Origin of the sequence: Pseudogracilibacillus amylolyticus (SeqCode), from assembly GCF_051918545.1 — a bacterium.
Lineage (GTDB): Bacteria > Bacillota > Bacilli > Bacillales > Amphibacillaceae > Pseudogracilibacillus.
This window is the reverse complement of the sequence record NZ_JBPPZG010000040.1, coordinates 1-21,966: the sequence shown is the minus strand read 5'-3', so window position 1 is coordinate 21,966 and position 21,966 is coordinate 1. Positions and strand designations below refer to the sequence as shown.

The following is a 21,966-nucleotide window of genomic DNA, read 5'->3' as shown; positions in this document are numbered from 1 at the left end:
GTTCGAGGCGGCGCAGTTTCGAGCAGCGGAATGTATGCATTTAGATACATGAGCATACGTTCTTGCACGCAGAAAAAGTGCTTTCCTTTTTCAAGGAGCAGAGAAACAAGCCAACGAAGAAATTCGCAGTGTCATTTTCACCGGACTTTTTGAACATCCTCTATTATAACAGAAATTAATTATTTTCAACATTTATTTATTAGATAAATAGACTCTTATTTTAGCGCCTTCTTCTACTTTCGTTCCAGCCTCTGGAGATTGGTCAAGTATTCGCTCTCCTTCCCCATGAACTTCAATGGTAAAGTTAGATAAATCTTGGATAAGATCGTCTTTCGTTAATCCAACTAAATCAGGTACCCGTACTTTTGGTTGTTCCGGCCACACATACTCTTTTTCAATTTCGTCTTTCCTAGGTGGAACATTAAGTGTACGTAAGCTATCACCAATCACTCTTCCGACAATTGGCGCTGCAACAACTCCACCAAATTGTATCGTATTTTTCGGGTTATCGATTGCTACTAAAACGACAATCTTTGGATCATCAGCGGGAGCAAAACCAATAAACGATACAATATGGTTATTAGCCATATATCTACCGTCTGAACCAACTTTTTGGGCAGTTCCAGTTTTTCCTCCTATTCGGTATCCATCCACATAAGCTGGACGACCTGTCCCTTTTGCTACTACACTTTCTAGTGCATTGCGTACCTGTTCGGATGTCGACTCCGAAATTACCCTTTCTTTTAAGGTTGGTTCTGTTTTTTCAACTACCTCATTTGTAACAGGATCAATCCACTCTTTAGCTATAAAAGGTTCATATAAATATCCACCATTTATCGTTGCTGCAACTGCCATCACTTGTTGGATAGGGGTGACGGAAACTCCTTGTCCGAAAGATGTCGTTGCAAGTTCCACTGGACCAACTTGCTCAGGCTTAAACAAAATTCCTGTACCCTCACCTTGTAAATCAATACCAGTTTTTGATCCAAAACCAAATTTACGAATATAATTAAACAGTTTTTTGTCTCCTAGTTTAGAGCCAATATGAACAAAACCAGGGTTACAGGAGTTTTGAACAACTTCAAGCATTGTTTGACTTCCATGCCCCCCTGCTTTCCAACATCTAAGTCTAGCACCACCAACCATAACATGACCTTGATCATGAAATGCATCTTTTTCAAGATCAATAAGCTCTTCTTCTAGTGCAGCTGCAAGTGTTATAATCTTAAATGTCGAACCAGGCTCAAACGTACTCCAAATAGGTAAATTACGATCGAAAATATGTGGATCTACTTCTGTATATCTAGATGGATGAAAATTAGGTCGAGTTGACATGCCGAGCACTCCACCAGTTTTGGGATCGACAGCTATCGCTAGAGCCCCATCAGGATTATATTTTAGTTCAGCAAGATCTAGTTCTCTTTCAATAATCGTCTGAACATTTAAATCTATCGTTGTCTTTAAGTGTAAACCGTCTTTTGGCGGCTTATACACATTCGCAGAATCTTTTATTTGTCCTCCTTTTGCATCAGAATAATAGGACAAACTACCACTTGTCCCTTTTAGCTTTTCATCATATTCTAATTCAAGTCCCATTAATCCCTGATTATCAATTCCGGTAAATCCGAGCACATGGGATAAATAGTCATCATATGGATAATGTCTTTTTGAATCTTTCGCTAAATAAACTCCATCTAAATTTAATACTTCCAATTGTTCCTCTTGTTCTTCGGAAATTTTTCTACCTTTTGGGTGAATTTCCACACTAGAAGCATTTTTTGTAACATACTCATAGGCTTCTTTATCGGTTAAATCAAGTATTTTTGCTAAATGTTTTGCCGTTTTTTCTTTCTCAGTAATTTGTCTCGGTATGAGAATAACAGAAGGTGCGGAAATGTTTTTTGTTAATTCATTGCCGTTTGCATCGAGTATATTTCCACGATCAGCACGAAACGTAATATCTCTTAACCAAGATTCCGTCGCCTTGTCCGTTATTTCTTGTCCAATAACAAATTGGACGTACCCTAGACGAATGAGTATGACAACAATAATAAAAGCAAAGAGCAAGAAAGTAAAAATTATTCTTTTTTTAACCATAAAAGTAGATACATGCTTTTTCATAAAAAAACTCCTTATGTTTATTAGCTTGTATCTACTATATGAATTTTTGATTTAATTAGAACGATTTTCAGCGAGCAAATTGTTAGAAAACTTTAGTCATCAACAGGAGGAGCGAGTTCTACTTTTAACGTCGTCTTGTCATCAATTTTTTTATCCTCTTTTATGGACTGTTTTTTAACATATCCAACCCCAGATGTTTCGACGTTAACTTCTAATAAATTTGCTAATGATAAAACATCACGATGTGACCATCCAATTATGTCGGGCATTGTCGGCTTATCTGTTAGCAACATTATTCTTTGGTTCGGGAAAAATTTATCTCCTTCAGCAATATTTGCCGCTACGATTTTTTCTCCATTACCAATAACCGTTATATTTGCACCTGTTTTCTCTAATTGTTTTGTTACTGTGTTTACATCTTTATTAAGTACTTCTGGAAATGTCTCCGTCTCAGCAGTCGATTGTTCTGTCTCTTTATCAGGTTCAATATTCATATAATGTAACCCATTTTCCATAACATTGTTAAAAATAAATGAAACGGGTTCTGAGCCTGATTCCCCTGGTTCTAATTTTGGCTGTTTTACAGATACGTGCATGATTAACTGCGGGTCATCTTTTGGTGCCATGCCAAGAAATGAAAAAATATTATTGTGACTTCCTCTTAAATAACCTTTTCCATTTGAATTCGGAATTTGAGCTGTACCAGTTTTTCCTGCTACCGTATAATCATCTAAACGGTAAGGTTTTCCAGTTCCATCTTTTGAATTAACAACTGATTCTAAAAGGTCTAACATCTGTGCAGCGGTCTCTTCCGATATTGGTTCACCAACGACAACGGGCTCTTTCTCCTCTATAACGTCTCCCGTATTTGAATCGACAATTTTTTGAATGACGTATGGTTTAACCATCTTGCCTTTATTTGCAATAGCCGAAGCTGCTTTTACTTGCTGAATTGGTGTAGTAGTGCTCCCTTGACCAAATGCAGCTCTTAATTTTTCAGAGGGCCAGTTATATAAAATTTTCCCAGCTACCTCATTCGGTAAATCTATATCTGTTTTTTTATCAAAATCGAATCGTTCCAGATACTCTAAAAATGTTTCTGCACCAATTTTCTCCCAAACTAGTTTCGATGCTGCCACATTCGATGAACGACGAAATCCTTCATCAAACGTAATTGATCCCCAGCCGGCTCCTTGATTATGATCATTGATCGGCTCAATTTTTTCATTTACAACATATCGGCCTGACTGAAAATATTCATTGCCATTATAATTTCCCGAATCAATTGCAGCAGCCCATGTGAACATCTTGGTCGTTGAACCTGGTTCAAATGGTGTTGAAATAACATCATTATACCAATTTTCTACATCTTCAGGATTATTCGGATTAAAACTCGGCCTGTTTCCTAGTGCAAGAATAGCACCTGTTTTAGGATCCATTACTACAGCTGTTATCCGTTCTGGATCATATTTCTCATCAACTTGTGACAGAGCATCCTCTAATAGAGTTTGAATCTTTTGATCGATCGTTAAATAAATATCATGTCCGTCTTCAGGCTTTTGAACGACCTCTTTTGGATCTACCAACTTCTTATTATATCGATCTCGTTGATATTGTAAAAAGCCATCTGTTCCGCCTAATAGTTTGTTCTTTGCATTTTCAACTCCTGTAATTCCTGTTAGCTCTTCTGTTTCCTCATCTTCCTGTGCAAAGCCAATAATATGAGAAGCAAACATCCCATTTGGATAATAGCGAATTGCCTCTTCCAGAAAGTAAATTCCCGGTAAATTTAATGATTTAATTTCTTCCATCGTCTGTTGAGAAAGATTTTTACCAGTTTTACCAAACTCTACTTGGAACCTTTCTTCTTCGATGCCTTTTTCAATTTTTTCCCGTATTTCTGTTTCCTCTAAATCTAAGAAAGGAGCCAGCTTCTCTGCAGTTTTTTGGGGATCAACTACATGCTTTGGCTCCTTTTGATTCGTTGAATATTCAGGATCAAGTATAGCGTATATTCGATATGCCGGACGGTTATACGCTAGAGTCATCCCACTATGATCGTATATTTCTCCCCGTTCAGCAGGAAGGACAACGGAAGTTTCTCGTTTATCTTTTGCCCATTCTGTTAAAGACACATCGCTAACGACTCCAGTTGCCTGAATATAAATATATCTACCGGAAACAATGAGAAAAAGAAACATGAAAAAAATCATCAGTAAGCTGGCAACTATATTTGTACTTTTATTTTTTTTCATTGTTTTCAACCTTACCTTAATGGATTAATTAATTATTTAATTGGAAGCCCGTTTGACTTTCGCATCCTGAATTTTTAAACCATTCTCTTTTGCAATCTGTGTAATTCTTTCAGGCTTACTTAACTCCTTTACTTCAAAATATAAACTTTCATTTTGCAGTTGTTGTTGGTTTACTTGATGTTCTAACGTTTGTAATTCTCGATTCAACTTATCAGTTGAAGAAGAAAAGGATACCATATAAATTCCTACGCAAAGTAGTAAAATCCCAAAGAAAGCATAAATAACCTTTTCACCTTTTGTTATCCAAGCTTTTTTCTTAACTCGTACAACGATCTTTTTTTGTTGTTGTTTACTTGGCTGCTGATAGTCATGCTGCCAATTTTTGGCATGATTCGAATTCATTATCCCTCATCCTTCCTCGAATTTATATTAATCATTGTAAATCTTTCATTTTTTCGACTACTCTTAGCTTTGCAGATCGAGCTCTGCGATTATGTGTTATTTCATCCTCAGTCGGTGTTATCGGCTTTTTCGTGATCCGTTTGAATGGTGCTTTAAATTCTTCCGGAATAATTGGTAAACCTCTAGGAACTTGTTTTTCTGTACTCAACTTTTGGAAAACTTGTTTGCAAATTCTGTCTTCTAATGAGTGAAAAGTAATTACAGAAATTCTTCCCCCAATTGAAACAACATCTGCAGCTTGATGTAGAGCATCATTGAAACTTTCAAGTTCATCATTAACGGCAATTCTGATCGCTTGAAATACCCGCTTTGCTGGATGGCCTCCTGATCGTCTTGCAGGAGCCGGGATGGAATCTTTAATTATTTCAACTAGTTCATGCGTTGTTTCTATTGCTTTTTTCTCTCTTTGTCGTTCAATATTTCGGGCTATTTGTTTCGAAAACTTTTCTTCACCATATGTAAAAAAAATTTTGATTAACTGTTCATATGTCCATGTATTAACGATTGTATATGCTGTTACATCTGCCCTTTGATCCATTCGCATATCAAGTTTGGCATCATGTTGATAGCTGAATCCCCGTTCTCCTTGATCGAGCTGGGGAGAGGATACACCTAAATCAAATAAAATCCCGTCTACATTATGTATCTGCTTTTTCTCAAGCTCTGCTTTTAAATGTCTGAAATTTGCATGAATTAATAATGTACGATCATCAGGCAATATTTCTTTCGCTGCCTTAATCGCCTCGATATCTTGATCAAAACCGATTAAGAGCCCGTCTTTATTTAGTTTCGATACAATTCCACTCGCATGTCCTGCCCGACCGAGTGTACAATCAATATATGTTCCATTTCCCTTTATTTCTAGACTTTCAATCGCTTCCCTCTTTAAAACACTTTCATGTTTATTCATACTTCCACCTACTTTTTATATATCAAAGTCCATTAAATTTTCCGCAATTTCGGCAAATGATTCTTCCGACTCTGTGAAGTAATCTTCCCAGATTTCTTTAGCCCATACTTCTACACGTCCGGAAACTCCGATTACGACACATTCCTTTTCTATTTTAGAATAATTTCTAAGTGTTTGCGGTATATTTATTCTCCCTTGCTTGTCCACTTCACATTCAACGGCACCAGAAAAGAAAAAACGTGTGAAGCTTCGTGCATCTTTTTTAGTAAGTGGTAGTTTTTTTAGTTTTTCCTCTAATATTTTCCATTCTTCCATTGGATAGGCAAATAAACATTTATCAAGTCCACGAGTTAAAACAAAGCTCTCACCAAGCCCTTCGCGAAACTTTGCAGGGACAATCATACGCCCTTTGGCATCAATGTTATGTTGATATTCTCCCATAAACATGTCCATTCACCACTTCCATGTCCCTATTCTACCACAATCCCCCACAATCTACCACCTGTTTTTTATGGAAATTTTTACTTTTTAGGTTAATAGGTCTTTTCAACTATTTTGCAATCAAAAAAAACTCTCACTAATCTTAGGACTAGTGAGAGTGAAGACTACTATAAGTATGAATTTAAATACACTAGAAAGTGATTTTCATGAAAAGACAATTCTTTTTCCAATAATTTATTAATAAATTCAATTCCATATTCGTTTATAAATGGGAGCGGACTCCATACTCGTTCTTGAAGCAGCTGATTTGGTTTTAATTGATTACCAATTTCCGTGTATTGTTCTAGTTCTAATTCATATCTTTCTTCTAATTTTAACTTTGTTTTATTTTCTAAATAAGCTAATTGATTTTGAATCAGACGAATATTTTTCCGAGCTTCATTAGCTAGATCCGGACTAATGGTTTCAGCTAGTTGTTGCAGTGGGAAATGTAGTTTATCAACTTTTCCTTTAACACTATCAAATACTGTTTCAACTGGCGGCGTTTCTTGGGTCATCAACCAATTTATTTTAACATCATCCACTCCATGTTCAAGTACGTGCTCTGGTTCTAATACCCTTGTTTTTAAAAGCTTCTCAATTCTATTTGTAATATATGTGAATTTCAACCTTGGAAAAACCGGAGGGACATGAAGATTTTCGTCATATGCTCGGAATGCACCCCTCAATGCTGCCCAATAACTAATTTCTCCATCTCCGCCAACAAAGGCCAGTGTTGGAAATAATGTTTCTTGCATAATCGGTCGAGTTACAACATTATTGCTAAGCCTCTCTGGTTCTTCTTCTGCCGTTTGGATCAATTGATCAGTAGTTAATACTAACTCCTCGTTTTTTCCGACCCAAAGATCGCCCTCTCGTTTAAGTAAGATTCTTTCATTATTCGTATCATGATAAAAAAGATGGGCATCATCTATCTCAGCCTCTAAAGATAGTGCATAGCCTTTTTGCTGCAGCTTTTGAACCGCATTATATACGGAACTAGAAATTTCAGATTGACGGTAAATTAATTGTTTAAACGCATTTCTTTCTAATTTCCTCACATCGGGATGGGCTGAATCTATCAACACGATACCTTGATTTGGAAATAACATGAAAATAAGTCGTGCAAAAAAGTCGACATAAGACGTTGACTTTTGTAAGCACAATTGGATACATTCATATAAAGATTTTGTATGTTCCGTTTCCCTTAAATCGTGAAAAGCATGCTTAATCCATTCTGCCGTTTTTTCCTTTTCTATCCTAACAGAAGAAATTGATTTTTTAAGGTATAACTGTTGGGGAGAAGTATGCTTATAAAGCTTGGTATCTTTACTTGAATAAATATGATTAATTTCATCATAATCATGGTCTTCACCTGCAATCCAAAACACTGGAATGACCGGTATGTTTAATTGTTTTTCCTTTTCTTCTGCAAGTGCAAGAATTGAAATAACTTTGTTCAATGTATACATTGGCCCTGTCATTAAACCCGCCTGCTGTCCACCAATAACAACCACACTATTCGCATTTCTCAATCGTTCAATTTGCTCAAATGTTTCTTGTGGTGCATCCCAATCTGCGTTCAGTTTATGTAATGTATCCACCAATGCTTCTCGCTGAAAAGAACGTTTCTGTAAATCCGCTAATCGTTCTTTACCAGCTTCAAAAGGTAGATAATCAAAATAGCTTTGAATATCGTTATCTTGGTTTAAGTAATCTTGAACTAATTGATTTGTTTCTTGTAATTGGATGGGCTTGATCCGCATGAACGCATACTCCTTTAATTTAATTTATCCATCTGTATTGTATCGGAAAAGAGGTATCATTGCATGTAATCTGTTTCAATGAAAATATTTGATATACATTCCTTGAATAATTTCATATGAAATTAAGATTGAGTAAATAATACCAAAGACTAAAAAACTTAAGCGTGTCAATACTTTTAAACCATTTCTTAAATTAACTTCTGTATGACGTTTCCACTGAAAAATTAATATGATTGATAATACAGTAATTAAAATGATTAACATGATTCCTACAACGGCTTGATTTAACAGTTTTTCTAATAAGAGAACAACTGCAATAATATAAAATATAGCTGTCCATTGCACCGTAAAATGAATCGCTTTCCACTTATGTTTAAATATAAAATTACTCATATAAAATACTACTATCGTGGATATGACTGGAAATACAAGTAAAAAAATAAATACATGATTATGTATAAGCTGTTGAATCATCAACAATTTTCTCCTTCTTTCTCTTTAGCCAAAATACTATGATATACAAATGTTGTGTAAGGCAACAATTTTCTTTTATCTACGTTTAAAATATATCCGGAGATAGCTTCAATTTCTGTTTTTCTATTATTTAGAATATCGGCTCGCATGGAGGATGTATTTTCTCTGGTATTTGTCGCCGTTTGTGTGACTCGCTCCCAAGACAATTCCTCATCCAAGTTTAATACACTCGCTGCTTCTTTGCATAAGCTTTTGGCTAAATTACGGATAAATTCGTTGTGAATAATTGAACCATTGGGTACATTTAATAATGCTGTTAAAGGGTTAATAACGGCATTAATAATTAATTTTTCTTTCAATAACATTTCCCAGTTATTCTTCATCTCAAATGGGAATTCTTCACTGTGTAATTGATTAACTAGATAGTTGAGTTCTTTATGTTCACCTCTGTAGGTAGCTATCTTTATATTTCCTCTACCTAAATGATCTACTCGATTATCAGCTAGTCGACTTGCGCCATGCTCAATTACGCCAACATAAATTGAATTTGAAATATGATTCACTTTCTCAAGATGTCCCATTCCATTTTGTAAAAAGATAATGGGAATGGACCTATTTATTTTTTCAATAACCGGTATAAGTTGATTTATTTCAGACTGTTTAACACAAATAAGGTAACAATCTTCTTTTTCTACCTCTGACACAAGTTTTACTGAAATAGATGCTTGCTTATAAGGAATAGAAGCTTTTAATACATGTAATTTCTGAGATTCAATTCGTTCTTTTTGTTGCTTCCTTTTTACATATAATGTTACTTGATGAGCGTCAGCCAAATAACCACTCAATAGTAAACCGATGGATCCCCCACCGATAATGCCAATTTTCATTTTACCCTCACCTTATCATAAGTGTTCGAATAACACTTATAAAAAAATTATATACATTCCTATAGAAAAAATGTATCAGTTGAGTTTTTCGATATATTACATTATACAATTATTTATACTATAATAAATAAAAGAGATAAACAACATGTATTTGGAAAGGATAGGATCTTATATGGCAGGTGTAAAAGTAGAAAGACTTTTAGTCAACTATAAGACTTTAGAAGATTTTAAGCGATTTCAAGCATATGGAAACCAGGAATTGTCCATGTTAGAAGATCTGCAAAATGAAATTGTTGAGAACGATACTAAATCACCGTTTTATGGAATTTACTACGGTAATAATCTAGTAGCAAGAATGAGTCTTTATGAAAGATCAAAAGAGTACGATCACTATTTTAATCCACCTCAAGATTATTTAGTTTTATTTAAACTCGAAGTTTTACCTGATTATCGAAATAGAGGCTACGGTAAAATGCTAGTAGATTATGCAAAAAGTTTCCAATTACCTATTAAAACGAATCCAATTATTAATTCTCATAACTTTTGGGAAAAAATGGGCTTTGAAATGGCGTCCTACAATTTAGAAAGAGACTTAGGAGAAAACCCTTATATTTGGATGCCAGAGGGTGTAAAAGAAGCAATTCAAGCTCCTCATAATATTCCAAAAGATAAACATCCTTCTGGGGAAGCTGATATTTCAAACTAAATATCAAAAATAAAAATGAACATTAATCAAATTAATGTTCATTTTTTATTTTCAATCCATTCCCATAAACTTTTCATTTCTGTCCATGCTTCACGGTACCGTTTTACTTCCTCTTCTAGTCGCTTATTTTCCTCTTGCAGCTGAAAAATAACTTGCTGCTGCTCTTCTAAAAAACTCTCCTGTGATTTTCCCACATGATTTTTCACTCTTTCCAACATCGAGATTGCTGATTCTATCGTATGCCTTTCATCTAAATTTATTGTTGTCGCTTTTTCATATAAAGACTGCTTACGGTTATTTTTAGCCGAGTTAATCGCTTCTGTATGTTGTTTTCTTAGTGAAGCATTCCATCTGAATCCACATGCAGCTGGAGTTCGTGATAAAGCTTCCCCAGCCTTTTTAAATGCCTCTAATTGGGTCTTACCACTACGTATATGACGAAGTACGATTTCTGCAAGCAGAATGTCCTCATCTTTTGTCCATGCATCTTGCCTTGGCCTGTTCATCATTCTCCTCCTCCACTATTTCTATCAATGTATGCAAGAATTTTGACTGATAGAATAGAAGGAGCGATTTTTAAAAAATATCTAATAATAAATAGTAAATTCTCGTATGAATTCTTATTATTTATTTTGAAATTGTTGAACTGCCTGTTTATGTTCCACCGATGTCCAAAGACTAGCACATCTGGCAGATTCTTTTTCCATTTTTTCCATTAGCGTCGGTACTGATAATGATTCTATATATTGACTTTTCAGATACACCATTTGTTCAACTGTTTTACTTGAATAATCACGTAATAACTCCATTTCGTTTTCCCATTCGTTGGCTGGTACGATATTATGAATCCAGCCTTTTTGCTTAAGTAACGTTGTATCGTACATTTTTCCTTCCGTTAACCATTGTAAGGCAAAACTAGGATGAACCTTCTCATAAAGTAATGCTCCTCCGCCCCACCCAGGTAAAATTCCTAAGTTGGATTGGATAAAGCCAAATTTGGTGCCCTCTTTAGCTATTCGAATATCGCAAGCAGTTGCAAGTTCACAACCACCACCTAGTGCAATTCCTTGTAACAAACTTATTGTCGGAACGGGAAATGTTACTATTTGGAACAACACTTGCTTCATAGTATGTAATGTCCGGTAAGCTTCCTCTTCATCGAGAGCACCGTGGAAGTCAGTTAAGTCACCTCCGGCACAAAACACGGAATCTCCTGCACTTTTAATTACTAAAAACTTAATTTGCCGTTCTTTAATTTCTTCTAAAATTCTTGATAATTCCTTTGCCATTTCAACTGAAATAGCATTTCTTTTTTCTGGTCGATTTAGCAATATAATACCGTATTCTTTTTCTTCATATGTAATTAAGTTATTCAAATAAATCTCCTCTTTACTTCTAAATAATTCAATTTTCGCATCTCTTAGCTCAGACGAAACGGGTAATAAGATTCAACTTAGGATTCTTACAACAATTTGCTTGAAGGATTTTAATTATGCTTGCTACCATAGCCTGTCCCCCACAGTTGAAGGATGCTGAGCAGTAGTGAAAACTTAAACCCTAGTCACAGTAGCGTTGATTTCCGCTGCGGACAGTTGCTTTCCGCGGGCACGGCCTCAGCCTCCTCGCGGAAGAACACCGCTGCGGGGTCTTCGGACACGTGCTGTTCCCGCAGGAGTCAACTGTCCTCCGCTTCAATCAACCATTATGATAGTAGTACTAAACTGTATAGAGATGTTTACCAGGCACACCCAGCGAAGGAAATACACGGAGACTCCTGTGGGAGGAAAGGCCTCGGTGAGACCACGCAGTGCGTAGCACAAGGGGGCTCAACAGCCGCCCACGGAAAGCGCAGTGTATTTCCGTAGCGAAGGACAATTACTATCCAACTTTACTGCACAGTTTATGGAAATACTTAAATGAAAAACTACGTAAATGACGAAAATACCTTGTTATAGCTAGACTGTTAAGCTGAAATCAATTTGTGCATACACTTTACCCCTGCTTTGGTAAACCATTGCTAATCGTTAAATTTACGATGCGAAAATTGAATTCATAATATTTTATACATAATCATAACATATCTATTACTTTTATTATAGAAGGAACAAAGGCAGAAGTGCCCGTTTAATGGCGTATGTGCTGGACTGAACCGTAGGAGATGTAGGAAACACGCTCCTTCATAGGAGTGTGCCGATGTTAGGCGCAAAGCCTGTTTTTAATCGGCCTTCCTTAAAGCGTAAGTCGATGTTGACTTTCGCCCAAGGGCATAAGGACAACTAATCCTCTGTTTAAAATGAATAATGCATAATATTTGGGGATGAATATTGTACATATACAACTAATATTAATGCAGATGTAGAAATTAATTGTCTTACGGACTTGCCAAAATTAAAAATATTATTGGAGAGTTCAAACATGAAAACTAATGAAAGTCAATTAGGTAGAGAATTGGAAGTTGATCGTAGAACTATTGGCAAATATCTTGAAGGATATATAAAGAAAACCACAAGAAATAAAACATCCAAAATCGACAGAATTTAATTAAATAACTTCAATATTTATAATAGTTTTCATTCCCATTGCTTCCATTACGGCTTCAACTTTCTCGGTAGTTGCTCCGTAGTATTCGTGTCTTTCGTCTCTTGATACTTGAGATTCACTAACTTCTAACTTTTTTGCTAACTCAGCCTGTGTCATTCCTAGATATATTCTATATGCAATAAGAGTTTTCCCGATATCAGTGAATTTATATATTGGATTAAATGAACCACGCTTAATTTTTTCATAATACTCTACTTCTGCTTTTAACTGTTCATGGAATGATATTAAAGGTTGTACAGCCATTTCAATTTGTTCAGGACTTAAACCCATTTCTTCAAAACGTTTTTTTTCACTGGCAATAAATTTTTGGTCTTTTTCTAGTTTTTCAACAGCTTTTTGATATGCGGATTCGTTTTTAATCATAACTTTTCACTCCTTCTTTCATTATTTGAATAATACCTTTTGGCAAGAATGTATCACGAGTTTTTCTAAATGCTGCCGGAAAAATTTGCTCGTTTCCATTTTCATCAAAAATTCCACATCCTTGCCCTACATGAGGATATAACTCTACCTTATAATGGTGCCACATAGGTAATTGAGGTTTTGCAGAGTTACGATCATAAATTCTATTATTCCAATCCCAGGTCCACACTTTATGTGGATCCAGTTTATTTAATTCTTTTACTATATTTGGAAGTGTGTTCGGGTCAGCAACAAAGTAACCATCAATATCGCCTGGACTAGCCTTATCTTCAACAAAGGATCCATTAACAAAAATTTCACGGATTCCGACTGTATACAGTTGATTTACTAAAATACTTAAATTGTTCACTAACATTAAACGTTTTTGATGATCCCACGGATAACCATATCCCGGTCATTCTACTAATAATGATTTTTTTAATTGTTCGATGGTCATTGGATAATCCCGAGGTGGTAAAACTCCATCATCATTGAAATATAGTGACATTTGTTACTCTCCCTTTAATGATGAAAATTACACTTTATAACTAAACATAATTGTTAACTTAAATCATTTGTTAATTTTATAATACGCAATGTTTTACTTTCTGTCAATGGGCAATTAATAAATCGACGTTTGTTAGAAGGATTATAGTTACATTTGTATTCGATGCGGTAAAATAATTACATAATTGCTCAACAAATAGGTCATTTAGTTAAACAAAACTACCAAGGTGAAAGCACGCTAACGCTTTAGCGATGGAGCCGGACTGGCTATTCCTGCAACGAAACCTATCCATAGCGATAGAATTTTATAATTTCCTCAGCAACAAAAAAACAGACCACATTAATTGTGATCTGTTTTTCTTAGTTTTCTACTACTTCTTTTCCATCGTAATGCCCACAAGACTTACATACATGGTGAGGTTTTGTTAATTCACCACAGTTTGAACATTCAATTAAACCAGGTACATGTAATTTTTTATGAGTACGACGTTGTTTTGTTACTTTTTTGGAAGTTCTTCTTTTAGGTACAGCCATGACGTACACCTCCTTCAAACTTAAACTAAATCAAACGATTATTCTTGTTTTCGCTTATTATTATCTAATAAATTTTGTAATTTCGCTAAACGAGGATCAATCGTGTTTTCTTTTTCGGCTTCATATTGCTCTTGTTCATAAAACGTCCAGCCTTCTCCTTCTTCCAGTGCTTTTTCATTGGAAAAAACACGATAAGGAGTTTCCAGAATAATATTTTCCTTTATATACGGTGTCAAGTCAATCGTTTCTTCAGTGAGCGGATGTACACCATCCTCTTCGTCCTTTTCATCAAGGTTATCAGATGTAGAAAAAATCTCTGTCGCCTCGAAATCAAAAGGATAGGTTACATCTACTAAAGTACGTGCACAAGGTAAAATCATCTTACCTTTAATTGACAGAGAAAAAATGAATTCATCTTTATCTATTGTACACATTCCTTTGACTCTGACAGGATCAATTTGTTTAATGTCATTGTTTAACGTTTCTAATTCCGATACGTCGACAATTTCATCAAACATAAAAGGTCCATCAAATGCATTATTCCTTATTTCCATTGTCGAAAACTTCATTATTATCACCTCTAGGCAACAAGAGTTATTTTAAAAGGAAATTCACTTTTTGTCAACCATTTTGAAACAATCTTTTCATATAGCCCCCTTTTATTTGCAAGTTAACATAGACATATAACGTAGCCAATTTTCTTATGTTACTTCAGCTAATGTCATGCGGAAGATATAATGGGGACTAAGATATTTGTCTGTTTCCCCCGTGCTTTGCTACAATTATGTTAATCACTGATGAGGAGCTGTTTTTATGGAAGCATGTGGGGTAATCGTTGAATATAATCCCTTTCATAATGGCCATCTGTATCATTTAAAACAAGCCAAAAAAGTTTCAAAAGCAAATTGTATAATCGCAATTATGAGTGGTTCTTTTTTACAACGCGGGGAACCTGCGATCATCGATAAATTTCACCGTACAAAAGCCGCTCTTTCTGCTGGAGCAGATATGGTAATTGAGTTGCCCTATCCATTTGCTGTTCAAAGTAGTGCGCTTTTTGCTAAAGGAGCATTGTATACGCTAAATGAACTGCATGTTTCCTCAATTTGTTTTGGAAGTGAATCCGGCAAGATAGAACCTTTTATAAATAGTGTCACCAAATTACAAGAAAACAAATCGCTTTATGACGAAACATTGCGCTCCTTCTTAGAACAAGGTTTTGCATTTCCAGAAGCAAGCAGTAAAGCTTATAACGCTATTGGAATGAATAGTATGGATATGATCCAACCAAACAACATCCTTGGACTTAGTTATGTTAAAACGATTATAGAAAATAATCTTCCAATTAAACCTCTGACAACGAAACGAATTAATAACCATTATCATGACGAAAAAATCACCAACGAGATTGCCAGTGCAACTAGTATTCGTAAAGAGTTAAGTAAGACTGGAATCTCGTCTAAAATAACCGATACGTTGCCTGCTGAAAGCTTGATCCAACTGCAAACATATATAGACAAATCAACTCTTTGGCATTCATGGGAACATTATTTTCCATTACTCCATTATCGCGTTATGACGATGACAAAAGAAGAACTAAGTAATATTCACGGTGTTACAGAAGGATTGGAACACCGGATTAGAAAAACAGCTGAAAAAGCAATTTCGTTTCATGACTGGCTAGAAAAAATAAAAACGAAACGATATACAAAAGTTCGCTTGCAACGGATATTTGTACATATTTTAACAAATACGACGAAAAAAGCTATTGCTTCAATTGTTCAAACGGAGAAAATACCATATATTCGGCTTTTAGGGATGTCAAAAAAAGGACAAGCTTATTTAAACGCCAATAAGAAAAACATCGATGTGCCAATTATTACAAATCTAAATAAACAAACTCGTACGCTGCTTTATTTAGATGAAAAAGCTACGCATGTTTATTACAGTGTTCTTCCCGCCAAACTTCGAAGTCAATTACGTACGCAAGAATTTAAATTACCAATTTTTTATGAAGCATGTTCTTTAGGATCAAGCTGTTTCAAATAGCTAAGGGCATCGTCAAACGTATCGACTGGAACAATTTTCATAGAGGTATTTATTTTTTTGGCTGTTTCTTTGGCAACTTCATAATTGGAATCTTTTTCCCCGTTCTCATTTGGTACGAAAAAGATTTCAATCCCTTCTCGATCAGCTGCGACCACTTTTTTATCAATTCCACCGATTCGAATTACATTACCCTCAAAATCAATTTCTCCGGTGCCTGCAATGTGGTATCCTTTTGTAATATCTTCTTCTGTTAATTGATTGTATATTTCAAGTGCAAACATCAAACCAGCACTGGGGCCACCGATATTACCGCTTTTAATATATACTGGTGGATCCACTGTTACTTTCTGTTCCGTGACCAACTGAATGCCTATCCCGACCTTTTCGTTATCATCAGGAAATGATACTACTTCAATAAATTCGGTCAATTGTTTACCATCTCGATCGATCTCAAATTTTATCTTTTCGCCGGGTTTTTTTAAAAGTACATAGTCCACTAAATCATTTGCTTCTTTCATTTCTTGATCGTCGACTTTGTTAATTCTATCACCTGGTTGCAAAATGCCGTCTGCAGGCATATTTTCAACGACACCAACAATATATAAACCTTTTTGTTCAATTGTATATTCTGCACCTGCAGCCCGGTATGCAACAACGGTTGATGATTGTTGGGAATTCTCCATTAGCATCATTTGATGTCGCATATATTCTTCATCTGAAATCCCTTCTGGCCTCGCTTCTTCAATAGGAATAATCTCATGGAAGGCACGGAGTTTCGCAAGTAAAAACCCAATTGGCGTAGCTTGTCCCCCACTTACAGTTACTAAATGCAGGTCTCCCTTCGCTTCAACACCATTATCAATTTCCACCATGTTTTCTAAACTATCAGCATGCCCTGGTTTATAAATATAATAGGGGAGATCATAAGTAATTAATAAGAAAAAAATTAAACTTATCATTAAAGAATAAATTACCGTTCTTTTTGAAATCCGCATCATCGTCACCTTCCACTATTTCAACTTTAGAAAACTTACGAGTGATTGACGTGCTAGTACTGGCGCCTGAGACAGGACGCCTGAGACAGGACGCCTGAGCTTTTAGCTAGTGAGCGAGTCAAGAAAGTTTTCTTTCTTATCTGCCAAAAAAAGCCTAATACAAATATATATCATAAACAAGTATAGTATTCGCGTATAGTAGAAAAGACAAGTATATTTCTATTACCAGCATTTTCTTCCTATTTCGAAGGAGGTAATTCATTGGGTCAACAGTTTAAAACAATTTTTCTAGCACTTTCTACTCTGTTATTAACTTTATCTTTAATTTTATACCCTGAAGAGTCCCTTCATGCAAGTATTCGAGGACTTCACACATGGGGAGAAGTTGTATTTCCATCCTTACTACCATTTTTTATTATGGCTGAATTATTAATTAGTTTCGGTATCGTCCAATTTGTTGGTGTACTCTTTGAACCAATCATGCGTCCTATTTTTAATGTACCGGGTGTTGGAAGTTTTGCTTGGATGGTTGGGATGGCTAGTGGCTATCCGTCCGGCGCAAAAATAAGCGCTTCTTTAAGGGAAAAAGAAGAAATTTCCCGAATCGAAGCGGAAAGACTTGTATCATTTTCCAATGCATCAAGTCCATTATTCATCTTTGGTGCGATTGCTGTCGGATTTTTGCATAATGCCGAACTTGGCCTGTTAATTGCAGTTTGCCATTATGTTAGTAATATGATTGTAGGAATTTGTATGCGATTTTATGGCAAACAACGAGACAAGCAAAAGATAAAACTAAAATCCCATAAAAACTTAATAATTAGAGCATTTCGAAAAATGCATGATACAAGATTAAAAGACGATCGGCCTATTGGTCAAATCCTTGGGGATGCAGTTATATCATCCATTCAATCATTAATAATGGTTGGTGGTTTCATTATGCTTTTTTCTGTAATAACAACATTGCTTAATGTTATCCATGTTACCGATTTAATCTCAGCGATTATAAATCCAGTACTTCTAATTTTACAAGTTCCAGTCGAAATAACGGTACCTGTAATCACAGGGATATTTGAAATGACAATGGGAATTGAGATGATTTCAAAATTAACAGGCATCCCGTTAGTTATTCAACTGGCAGTAATCAGTTTTATTTTAGGTTTTAACGGATTTTCTATTCAAGCACAAGTTGCAAGCATTCTTGCAAAAACAGATATCCGCTTTTTACCTTATTTTTTTGCAAGGCTGCTACATGCGGTAATCGCTTGTTTATTTACGATAATTTTATATAAAACATATTTCGAAAATAAATTAACCATTGAAGACGCAATTGCCATAGAAAAAAGTAACCATTCTTACCAGCTACTTGAATATCTAACCAGCATAGGTCCAATTATTACCATCGGAAGTACTTTTCTTGCTGTATGTATATTAGGTAAACGATTAATAAAAAGTTAATCTTCTAAATACGATTATTTAAATTTTTCAGTTAATGCTTCCATCACAATTTTCGGAACTAAGTCACTAATATTCCCATGGTATTTCGCAACTTCTTTCACGATACTAGAGCTTAAAAATGAATATTGGTTATTCGTCATCATAAAAAATGTATCAATTTCAGGTTCAAGTCTTTTATTCATCGACGTAATTTGCATTTCAAATTCAAAATCACTCACTGCTCGTAAACCACGCAAAACGGCATGGGCTTTCTGTTCACGTGCATAATCAACTAAAAGTCCATCTGAGACATCAACTGTAACATTAGGGATGTCTTTTGTTGATTCTTCAATTAAATATATACGTTCTTCAACTGAAAAAAGCGGTGTTTTTGATTGATTGTTAAAAATAGTCACGATTACCTCATCAAAAACTTTTGCTCCCCTTTGGATAATATCCAAATGACCGTTAGTAATTGGATCAAAACTTCCCGGACAAATTGCTAATTTCTTTTCCATTTTACTTCCCCCTTGACTTTTTTTGTAAAATCGTGATGCTTATCGTTTCATTGTATTTTTTTTCAGTAAGACGTTCAAATCTTTCGATGTTGTAAGAAATTTTTTGTTCTGGCCGATGTTCTATATACAGTTTTCCTTTTGATTGTAACAGATCCTTTTCCGCTATGTAATCGATTACTTTTTGATAAAGTCCTTTATCATACGGGGGATCAAGAATGATTAAATCAAACTGGAGATTTTTTTTCGATAAGATTTGGAGCGCTCGAAAAGCATCATTACGATAAATCTCACATTGGGACTCTATTTTCAGCATCTCCACATTTTTATGTATCATTCGGATGGCAACAGAGGATTTTTCGATAAAAATAACCTTGTCCATTCCCCTACTAACCGCTTCAATTCCTAAAGATCCACTACCAGCAAACAAGTCAAGACAAAGTCCTCCTTCGAAAAAAGGACCCAACATATGAAAAATGGATTCTTTTACCTTATCACTTGTTGGTCTTGTGTTTGAACCAGGGACGGCCTTCAGATGTCGGCCTTTAAATTCACCTGCAATTACACGCATTTGTACACCTCGCCTAAAGCTAACAAGATATTATCTATTTTAGAAAAGAAATAGACAATTATCAATGTTTAAGTAAAACAGTAACCGAACAATAATTAGAAAAACCTTTGCAGAATTTCTACAAAGGTTAAATCCCCATTTTATAATCGTATAATTTTGCTTTATCTGGACGAGCGTTTTCAAAATCTGTTTTGAGAAACGGTTTATATGATCTATCAACTTTTGAAATAAAAGGTAATTTTAATAAATCTTCTTCCTTTTTGTCAATCTCGTCTTGGTTTACGTATAAAATCGCATAGCGCATCTTTTTCGATACATAAATAACATTCCCGTATTTTTTTATATGCTTCAAATTTCTACGGTGTGCGAACCACACGATTATCCCTTGTCGACTATTTTGCATCTCTATACTCCTAATCAAGTAATATATTTCACAGAATATGTATTAGGATGCTTGACATCCACAAGAACCACCGCTGCTGCATCCTCCTGAAGAGCAACCACTTTCAGCCAATGCTAACCCATCCTTGGGAACGATAATATGCTCACTAACACTATGTGCAATTTGTTCACTAATTTCATCCAAGAAACTCTGTAAATTCCGTTCTGCTATTTTAAACGCAGCGACACTAGAATTCATATCCATTTTTCTTTTTGCGCTACGAACATTTTTCATTATTTCATTATAATCAGGATGGTATCTTCCAAAACGTTGCACATCTTCGTAATGTTCTTTCATACGATTAAACGTACGTATTAGTTGCTGTGCCTCTTTATCATTCTGTAATGTATTGTAAGCATTTTGGTACTCATTCATTACATCAGAGGCAATAATCATCTTTGATAAACCATCCGTTTTATCAAGGATATCTATATACTCTAAAGTTGCTATCATTTTTCGTACCCCCATAGCACTATTTTACCACGCTTTAAATATAAAGTGAACCGTACTGCGTGCTTATGGCTTTAACAAAAAGTTTTGTGTATAGTAGTATCGGTGAACTCCTACACCAAGATGTGTATAATCATCATTAAGCAATGCCTCTCTATGTCCCTCACTATTAAGCCAACCTTCTACAGCAGCAGGTGCATCGGTATGTTGTGCAGCAATGTTTTCACCAGCAGATAAATAGTATACTTCCTTCTTTTCCAACCGTTCTTTTAAACCACTGCCATCTTGACTATAATGAGAGAAATAATTTTCTTCAAACATATCTTTACTATGCAAATAAGCTACTTCCGCAACTTGCTCATCTTTAATTAATGGTGATCCCCCGTGTTGATACCTATAAATATTCGTTAAATCAAAAATTTGTTGCTCCATACCTTGTTCAATTTCCTTCCAATCTGCTTCCGATAAGTAAGGTTCTTCTGGTAAATTTCCTCGGTACTCCATTTCATAAAAACGCTGTGTTATAAGCGTTTCTCCTGTTAAAACCCGAACAGAGGAAAGTTGGTTCGTAAAAGTATCAAAATATAATTGAACAAAAGTATCCTCAGATAGTTTCACTAGTGGAGTCATTTTCAAATCTGTTTCATTTAACAAAAATGTATAAAAAGACAGACCTGGTTGATAAGTCACTTTATTTTTAAATTCGAAGTTTTTTTCTATATCTTCATAATCTGCTCCGATTTTAAAAGGCTCACTTTGAACCCCCTCACCTGTAGCAAAGATCGTTTGAACCGTATCATCTTCATCAGCTATCCCAAATTGAATCAAATTTGTTTGCTCATCCGTATAAACCCACCATGTATAGCCATAAGGGGTTAAATCCTTCCGTAATGGTTCTCCCAGTTCTTTTTCAATCTCCTTGCTTGTCTTATTCATGAAATCGAATAAGTCACCTTTTAACAGTTGTTTCGTTTCTTTTGTAGTTTGATTGGACTTTAACTTTGGCAGTTCCTCATATGTATCAAAAATAGCAATTTCTTTTGATAAAAAATCATCATCTAGGATAAAATAAGCACCAATAATAAGTAATAAAAATAATGATACAAAAATAAATAATTTTCTCATAATAACCTCCATACATCATTGTATTCCCAACGATAAGTTTTATTAACCCTTCGTTTTGTAACAAATTTCGTCAACATCTTGAACTGTTGATATATTTTATTGCAAGTTATGTTTATTTCAACTATCATTATTATAGAGGATGTTCAAAAAGTCCGGTAAAAATAACACTGCGAATTTCTTCGTTGGCTTGTTTCTCCGCGGCTCATGTATCTAAATGCAGCAGGGGATCTTCCGTTAAAACCGCCCACGTCCTGTGGGCAACACGGAAGTCATCACA

The 21,966-nt window shown here is 35.2% G+C and carries 24 protein-coding genes; 4 read left to right on the top strand and 20 right to left on the bottom strand.

All coding sequences use genetic code 11. The features are described 5' to 3' along the window. Window positions 1-192 precede the first annotated feature (192 nt). The 8 genes from ACPYKA_RS06775 to ACPYKA_RS06740 all read right to left on the bottom strand — a co-directional run bounded on the left by ACPYKA_RS06775 (window position 193) and on the right by ACPYKA_RS06740 (window position 9,355). Window positions 193-2,121, bottom strand: a complete 1,929-nt coding sequence (locus ACPYKA_RS06775; protein WP_479541588.1) for a stage V sporulation protein D — start codon at window positions 2,119-2,121, stop codon at window positions 193-195. 92 nt (window positions 2,122-2,213) lie between these two features. Then, complete coding sequence (locus tag ACPYKA_RS06770) at window positions 2,214-4,376, bottom strand: penicillin-binding protein (RefSeq protein ID WP_479541587.1); 2,163 nt, start codon at window positions 4,374-4,376, stop codon at window positions 2,214-2,216. A 36-nt stretch (window positions 4,377-4,412) separates the two neighbouring features. Continuing rightward, complete coding sequence (gene ftsL / locus ACPYKA_RS06765; RefSeq protein ID WP_479541586.1) at window positions 4,413-4,778, bottom strand: cell division protein FtsL; 366 nt, start codon at window positions 4,776-4,778, stop codon at window positions 4,413-4,415. A 31-nt stretch (window positions 4,779-4,809) separates the two neighbouring features. After that, window positions 4,810-5,748: a 16S rRNA (cytosine(1402)-N(4))-methyltransferase RsmH gene (rsmH, locus tag ACPYKA_RS06760; protein ID WP_479541585.1), complete on the bottom strand. Its 939-nt coding sequence runs from the start codon at window positions 5,746-5,748 to the stop codon at window positions 4,810-4,812. A gap of 15 nt (window positions 5,749-5,763) precedes the next feature. Beyond that, window positions 5,764-6,195 carry a division/cell wall cluster transcriptional repressor MraZ gene (gene mraZ, locus ACPYKA_RS06755; protein WP_479541590.1) on the bottom strand — a complete coding sequence of 144 codons (432 nt, stop codon included), beginning with the start codon at window positions 6,193-6,195 and terminating at the stop codon, window positions 5,764-5,766. A gap of 161 nt (window positions 6,196-6,356) precedes the next feature. Continuing rightward, complete coding sequence (gene bshC, locus ACPYKA_RS06750; RefSeq protein WP_479541584.1) at window positions 6,357-7,994, bottom strand: bacillithiol biosynthesis cysteine-adding enzyme BshC; 1,638 nt, start codon at window positions 7,992-7,994, stop codon at window positions 6,357-6,359. Between the two features lie 75 nt (window positions 7,995-8,069). Next, window positions 8,070-8,468, bottom strand: a complete 399-nt coding sequence (locus ACPYKA_RS06745) for a DUF3397 domain-containing protein (RefSeq protein ID WP_479541583.1) — start codon at window positions 8,466-8,468, stop codon at window positions 8,070-8,072. After that, the gene (locus ACPYKA_RS06740) at window positions 8,468-9,355 is read right to left on the bottom strand and encodes a 2-dehydropantoate 2-reductase (protein WP_479541582.1); all 888 of its coding nucleotides are present in this window, start codon (window positions 9,353-9,355) and stop codon (window positions 8,468-8,470) included. Before ACPYKA_RS06740 ends, ACPYKA_RS06745 begins: the two co-directional genes overlap by 1 nt. A gap of 172 nt (window positions 9,356-9,527) precedes the next feature. Here ACPYKA_RS06740 and ACPYKA_RS06735 point away from each other — a divergent pair, with 172 nt between their 5' ends. Beyond that, complete coding sequence (locus ACPYKA_RS06735; RefSeq protein ID WP_479541581.1) at window positions 9,528-10,061, top strand: N-acetyltransferase; 534 nt, start codon at window positions 9,528-9,530, stop codon at window positions 10,059-10,061. Between the two features lie 38 nt (window positions 10,062-10,099). Here ACPYKA_RS06735 and ACPYKA_RS06730 read toward each other — a convergent pair whose 3' ends face one another. Both ACPYKA_RS06730 and ACPYKA_RS06725 read right to left on the bottom strand, forming a co-directional pair. After that, window positions 10,100-10,567 (bottom strand): RsfA family transcriptional regulator, encoded by a 468-nt coding sequence (locus ACPYKA_RS06730; protein WP_479541580.1) that lies wholly within the window; start codon window positions 10,565-10,567, stop codon window positions 10,100-10,102. Window positions 10,568-10,684: 117 nt separating this feature from the next. Further along, entirely contained in the window at window positions 10,685-11,437 is a 753-nt protein-coding gene (locus ACPYKA_RS06725) for an enoyl-CoA hydratase/isomerase family protein (RefSeq protein ID WP_479541579.1), read from the bottom strand. 1,039 nt (window positions 11,438-12,476) lie between these two features. On the opposite strand from ACPYKA_RS06725, the gene ACPYKA_RS06720 reads away from it, so the two are divergent. Continuing rightward, window positions 12,477-12,602 carry a hypothetical protein gene (locus tag ACPYKA_RS06720; protein ID WP_479541578.1) on the top strand — a complete coding sequence of 42 codons (126 nt, stop codon included), beginning with the start codon at window positions 12,477-12,479 and terminating at the stop codon, window positions 12,600-12,602. On the opposite strand, the gene ACPYKA_RS06715 is transcribed toward ACPYKA_RS06720, so the two are convergent. The 4 genes from ACPYKA_RS06715 to ACPYKA_RS06700 all read right to left on the bottom strand — a co-directional run bounded on the left by ACPYKA_RS06715 (window position 12,603) and on the right by ACPYKA_RS06700 (window position 14,674). Then, entirely contained in the window at window positions 12,603-13,025 is a 423-nt protein-coding gene (locus ACPYKA_RS06715) for a helix-turn-helix domain-containing protein (RefSeq protein WP_479541577.1), read from the bottom strand. It abuts the gene before it with no gap. Further along, complete coding sequence (locus tag ACPYKA_RS06710; protein WP_479541576.1) at window positions 13,018-13,440, bottom strand: DUF6932 family protein; 423 nt, start codon at window positions 13,438-13,440, stop codon at window positions 13,018-13,020. Before ACPYKA_RS06710 ends, ACPYKA_RS06715 begins: the two co-directional genes overlap by 8 nt. Before the next feature lie 491 nt (window positions 13,441-13,931). Next, window positions 13,932-14,105 (bottom strand): 50S ribosomal protein L32, encoded by a 174-nt coding sequence (gene rpmF, locus ACPYKA_RS06705; RefSeq protein WP_479541575.1) that lies wholly within the window; start codon window positions 14,103-14,105, stop codon window positions 13,932-13,934. 38 nt (window positions 14,106-14,143) lie between these two features. Continuing rightward, window positions 14,144-14,674 (bottom strand): YceD family protein, encoded by a 531-nt coding sequence (locus ACPYKA_RS06700; protein ID WP_479541574.1) that lies wholly within the window; start codon window positions 14,672-14,674, stop codon window positions 14,144-14,146. Between the two features lie 244 nt (window positions 14,675-14,918). Here ACPYKA_RS06700 and ACPYKA_RS06695 point away from each other — a divergent pair, with 244 nt between their 5' ends. Continuing rightward, a complete protein-coding gene (locus ACPYKA_RS06695; RefSeq protein ID WP_479541573.1) occupies window positions 14,919-16,154 on the top strand; it encodes a nucleotidyltransferase in 1,236 nt (411 codons plus the stop codon). On the opposite strand, the gene ACPYKA_RS06690 is transcribed toward ACPYKA_RS06695, so the two are convergent. Beyond that, window positions 16,115-17,152 (bottom strand): SepM family pheromone-processing serine protease, encoded by a 1,038-nt coding sequence (locus tag ACPYKA_RS06690; protein WP_479541572.1) that lies wholly within the window; start codon window positions 17,150-17,152, stop codon window positions 16,115-16,117. The two genes, ACPYKA_RS06695 and ACPYKA_RS06690, sit on opposite strands and share 40 nt — an antisense overlap. Window positions 17,153-17,410: 258 nt before the next feature. On the opposite strand from ACPYKA_RS06690, the gene ylbJ reads away from it, so the two are divergent. Further along, on the top strand, window positions 17,411-18,607 hold the full coding sequence (ylbJ, locus tag ACPYKA_RS06685; protein WP_479541571.1) for a sporulation integral membrane protein YlbJ: 1,197 nt from the start codon (window positions 17,411-17,413) through the stop codon (window positions 18,605-18,607). A 14-nt stretch (window positions 18,608-18,621) separates the two neighbouring features. On the opposite strand, the gene coaD is transcribed toward ylbJ, so the two are convergent. The 5 genes from coaD to ACPYKA_RS06660 all read right to left on the bottom strand — a co-directional run bounded on the left by coaD (window position 18,622) and on the right by ACPYKA_RS06660 (window position 21,689). Further along, window positions 18,622-19,104 (bottom strand): pantetheine-phosphate adenylyltransferase, encoded by a 483-nt coding sequence (coaD, locus tag ACPYKA_RS06680; protein ID WP_336260146.1) that lies wholly within the window; start codon window positions 19,102-19,104, stop codon window positions 18,622-18,624. A 1-nt stretch (window position 19,105) separates the two neighbouring features. Then, window positions 19,106-19,672 (bottom strand): 16S rRNA (guanine(966)-N(2))-methyltransferase RsmD, encoded by a 567-nt coding sequence (rsmD, locus tag ACPYKA_RS06675; protein ID WP_479541570.1) that lies wholly within the window; start codon window positions 19,670-19,672, stop codon window positions 19,106-19,108. 127 nt (window positions 19,673-19,799) lie between these two features. Continuing rightward, window positions 19,800-20,075, bottom strand: coding sequence for a YlbG family protein (locus tag ACPYKA_RS06670; protein WP_479541569.1), 276 nt, complete (start codon window positions 20,073-20,075; stop codon window positions 19,800-19,802). A gap of 42 nt (window positions 20,076-20,117) precedes the next feature. Next, window positions 20,118-20,567, bottom strand: coding sequence for a YlbF/YmcA family competence regulator (locus tag ACPYKA_RS06665; protein WP_479541568.1), 450 nt, complete (start codon window positions 20,565-20,567; stop codon window positions 20,118-20,120). Window positions 20,568-20,630: 63 nt separating this feature from the next. After that, complete coding sequence (locus ACPYKA_RS06660) at window positions 20,631-21,689, bottom strand: CAP domain-containing protein (RefSeq protein ID WP_479541567.1); 1,059 nt, start codon at window positions 21,687-21,689, stop codon at window positions 20,631-20,633. Window positions 21,690-21,966: the final 277 nt, after the last annotated feature.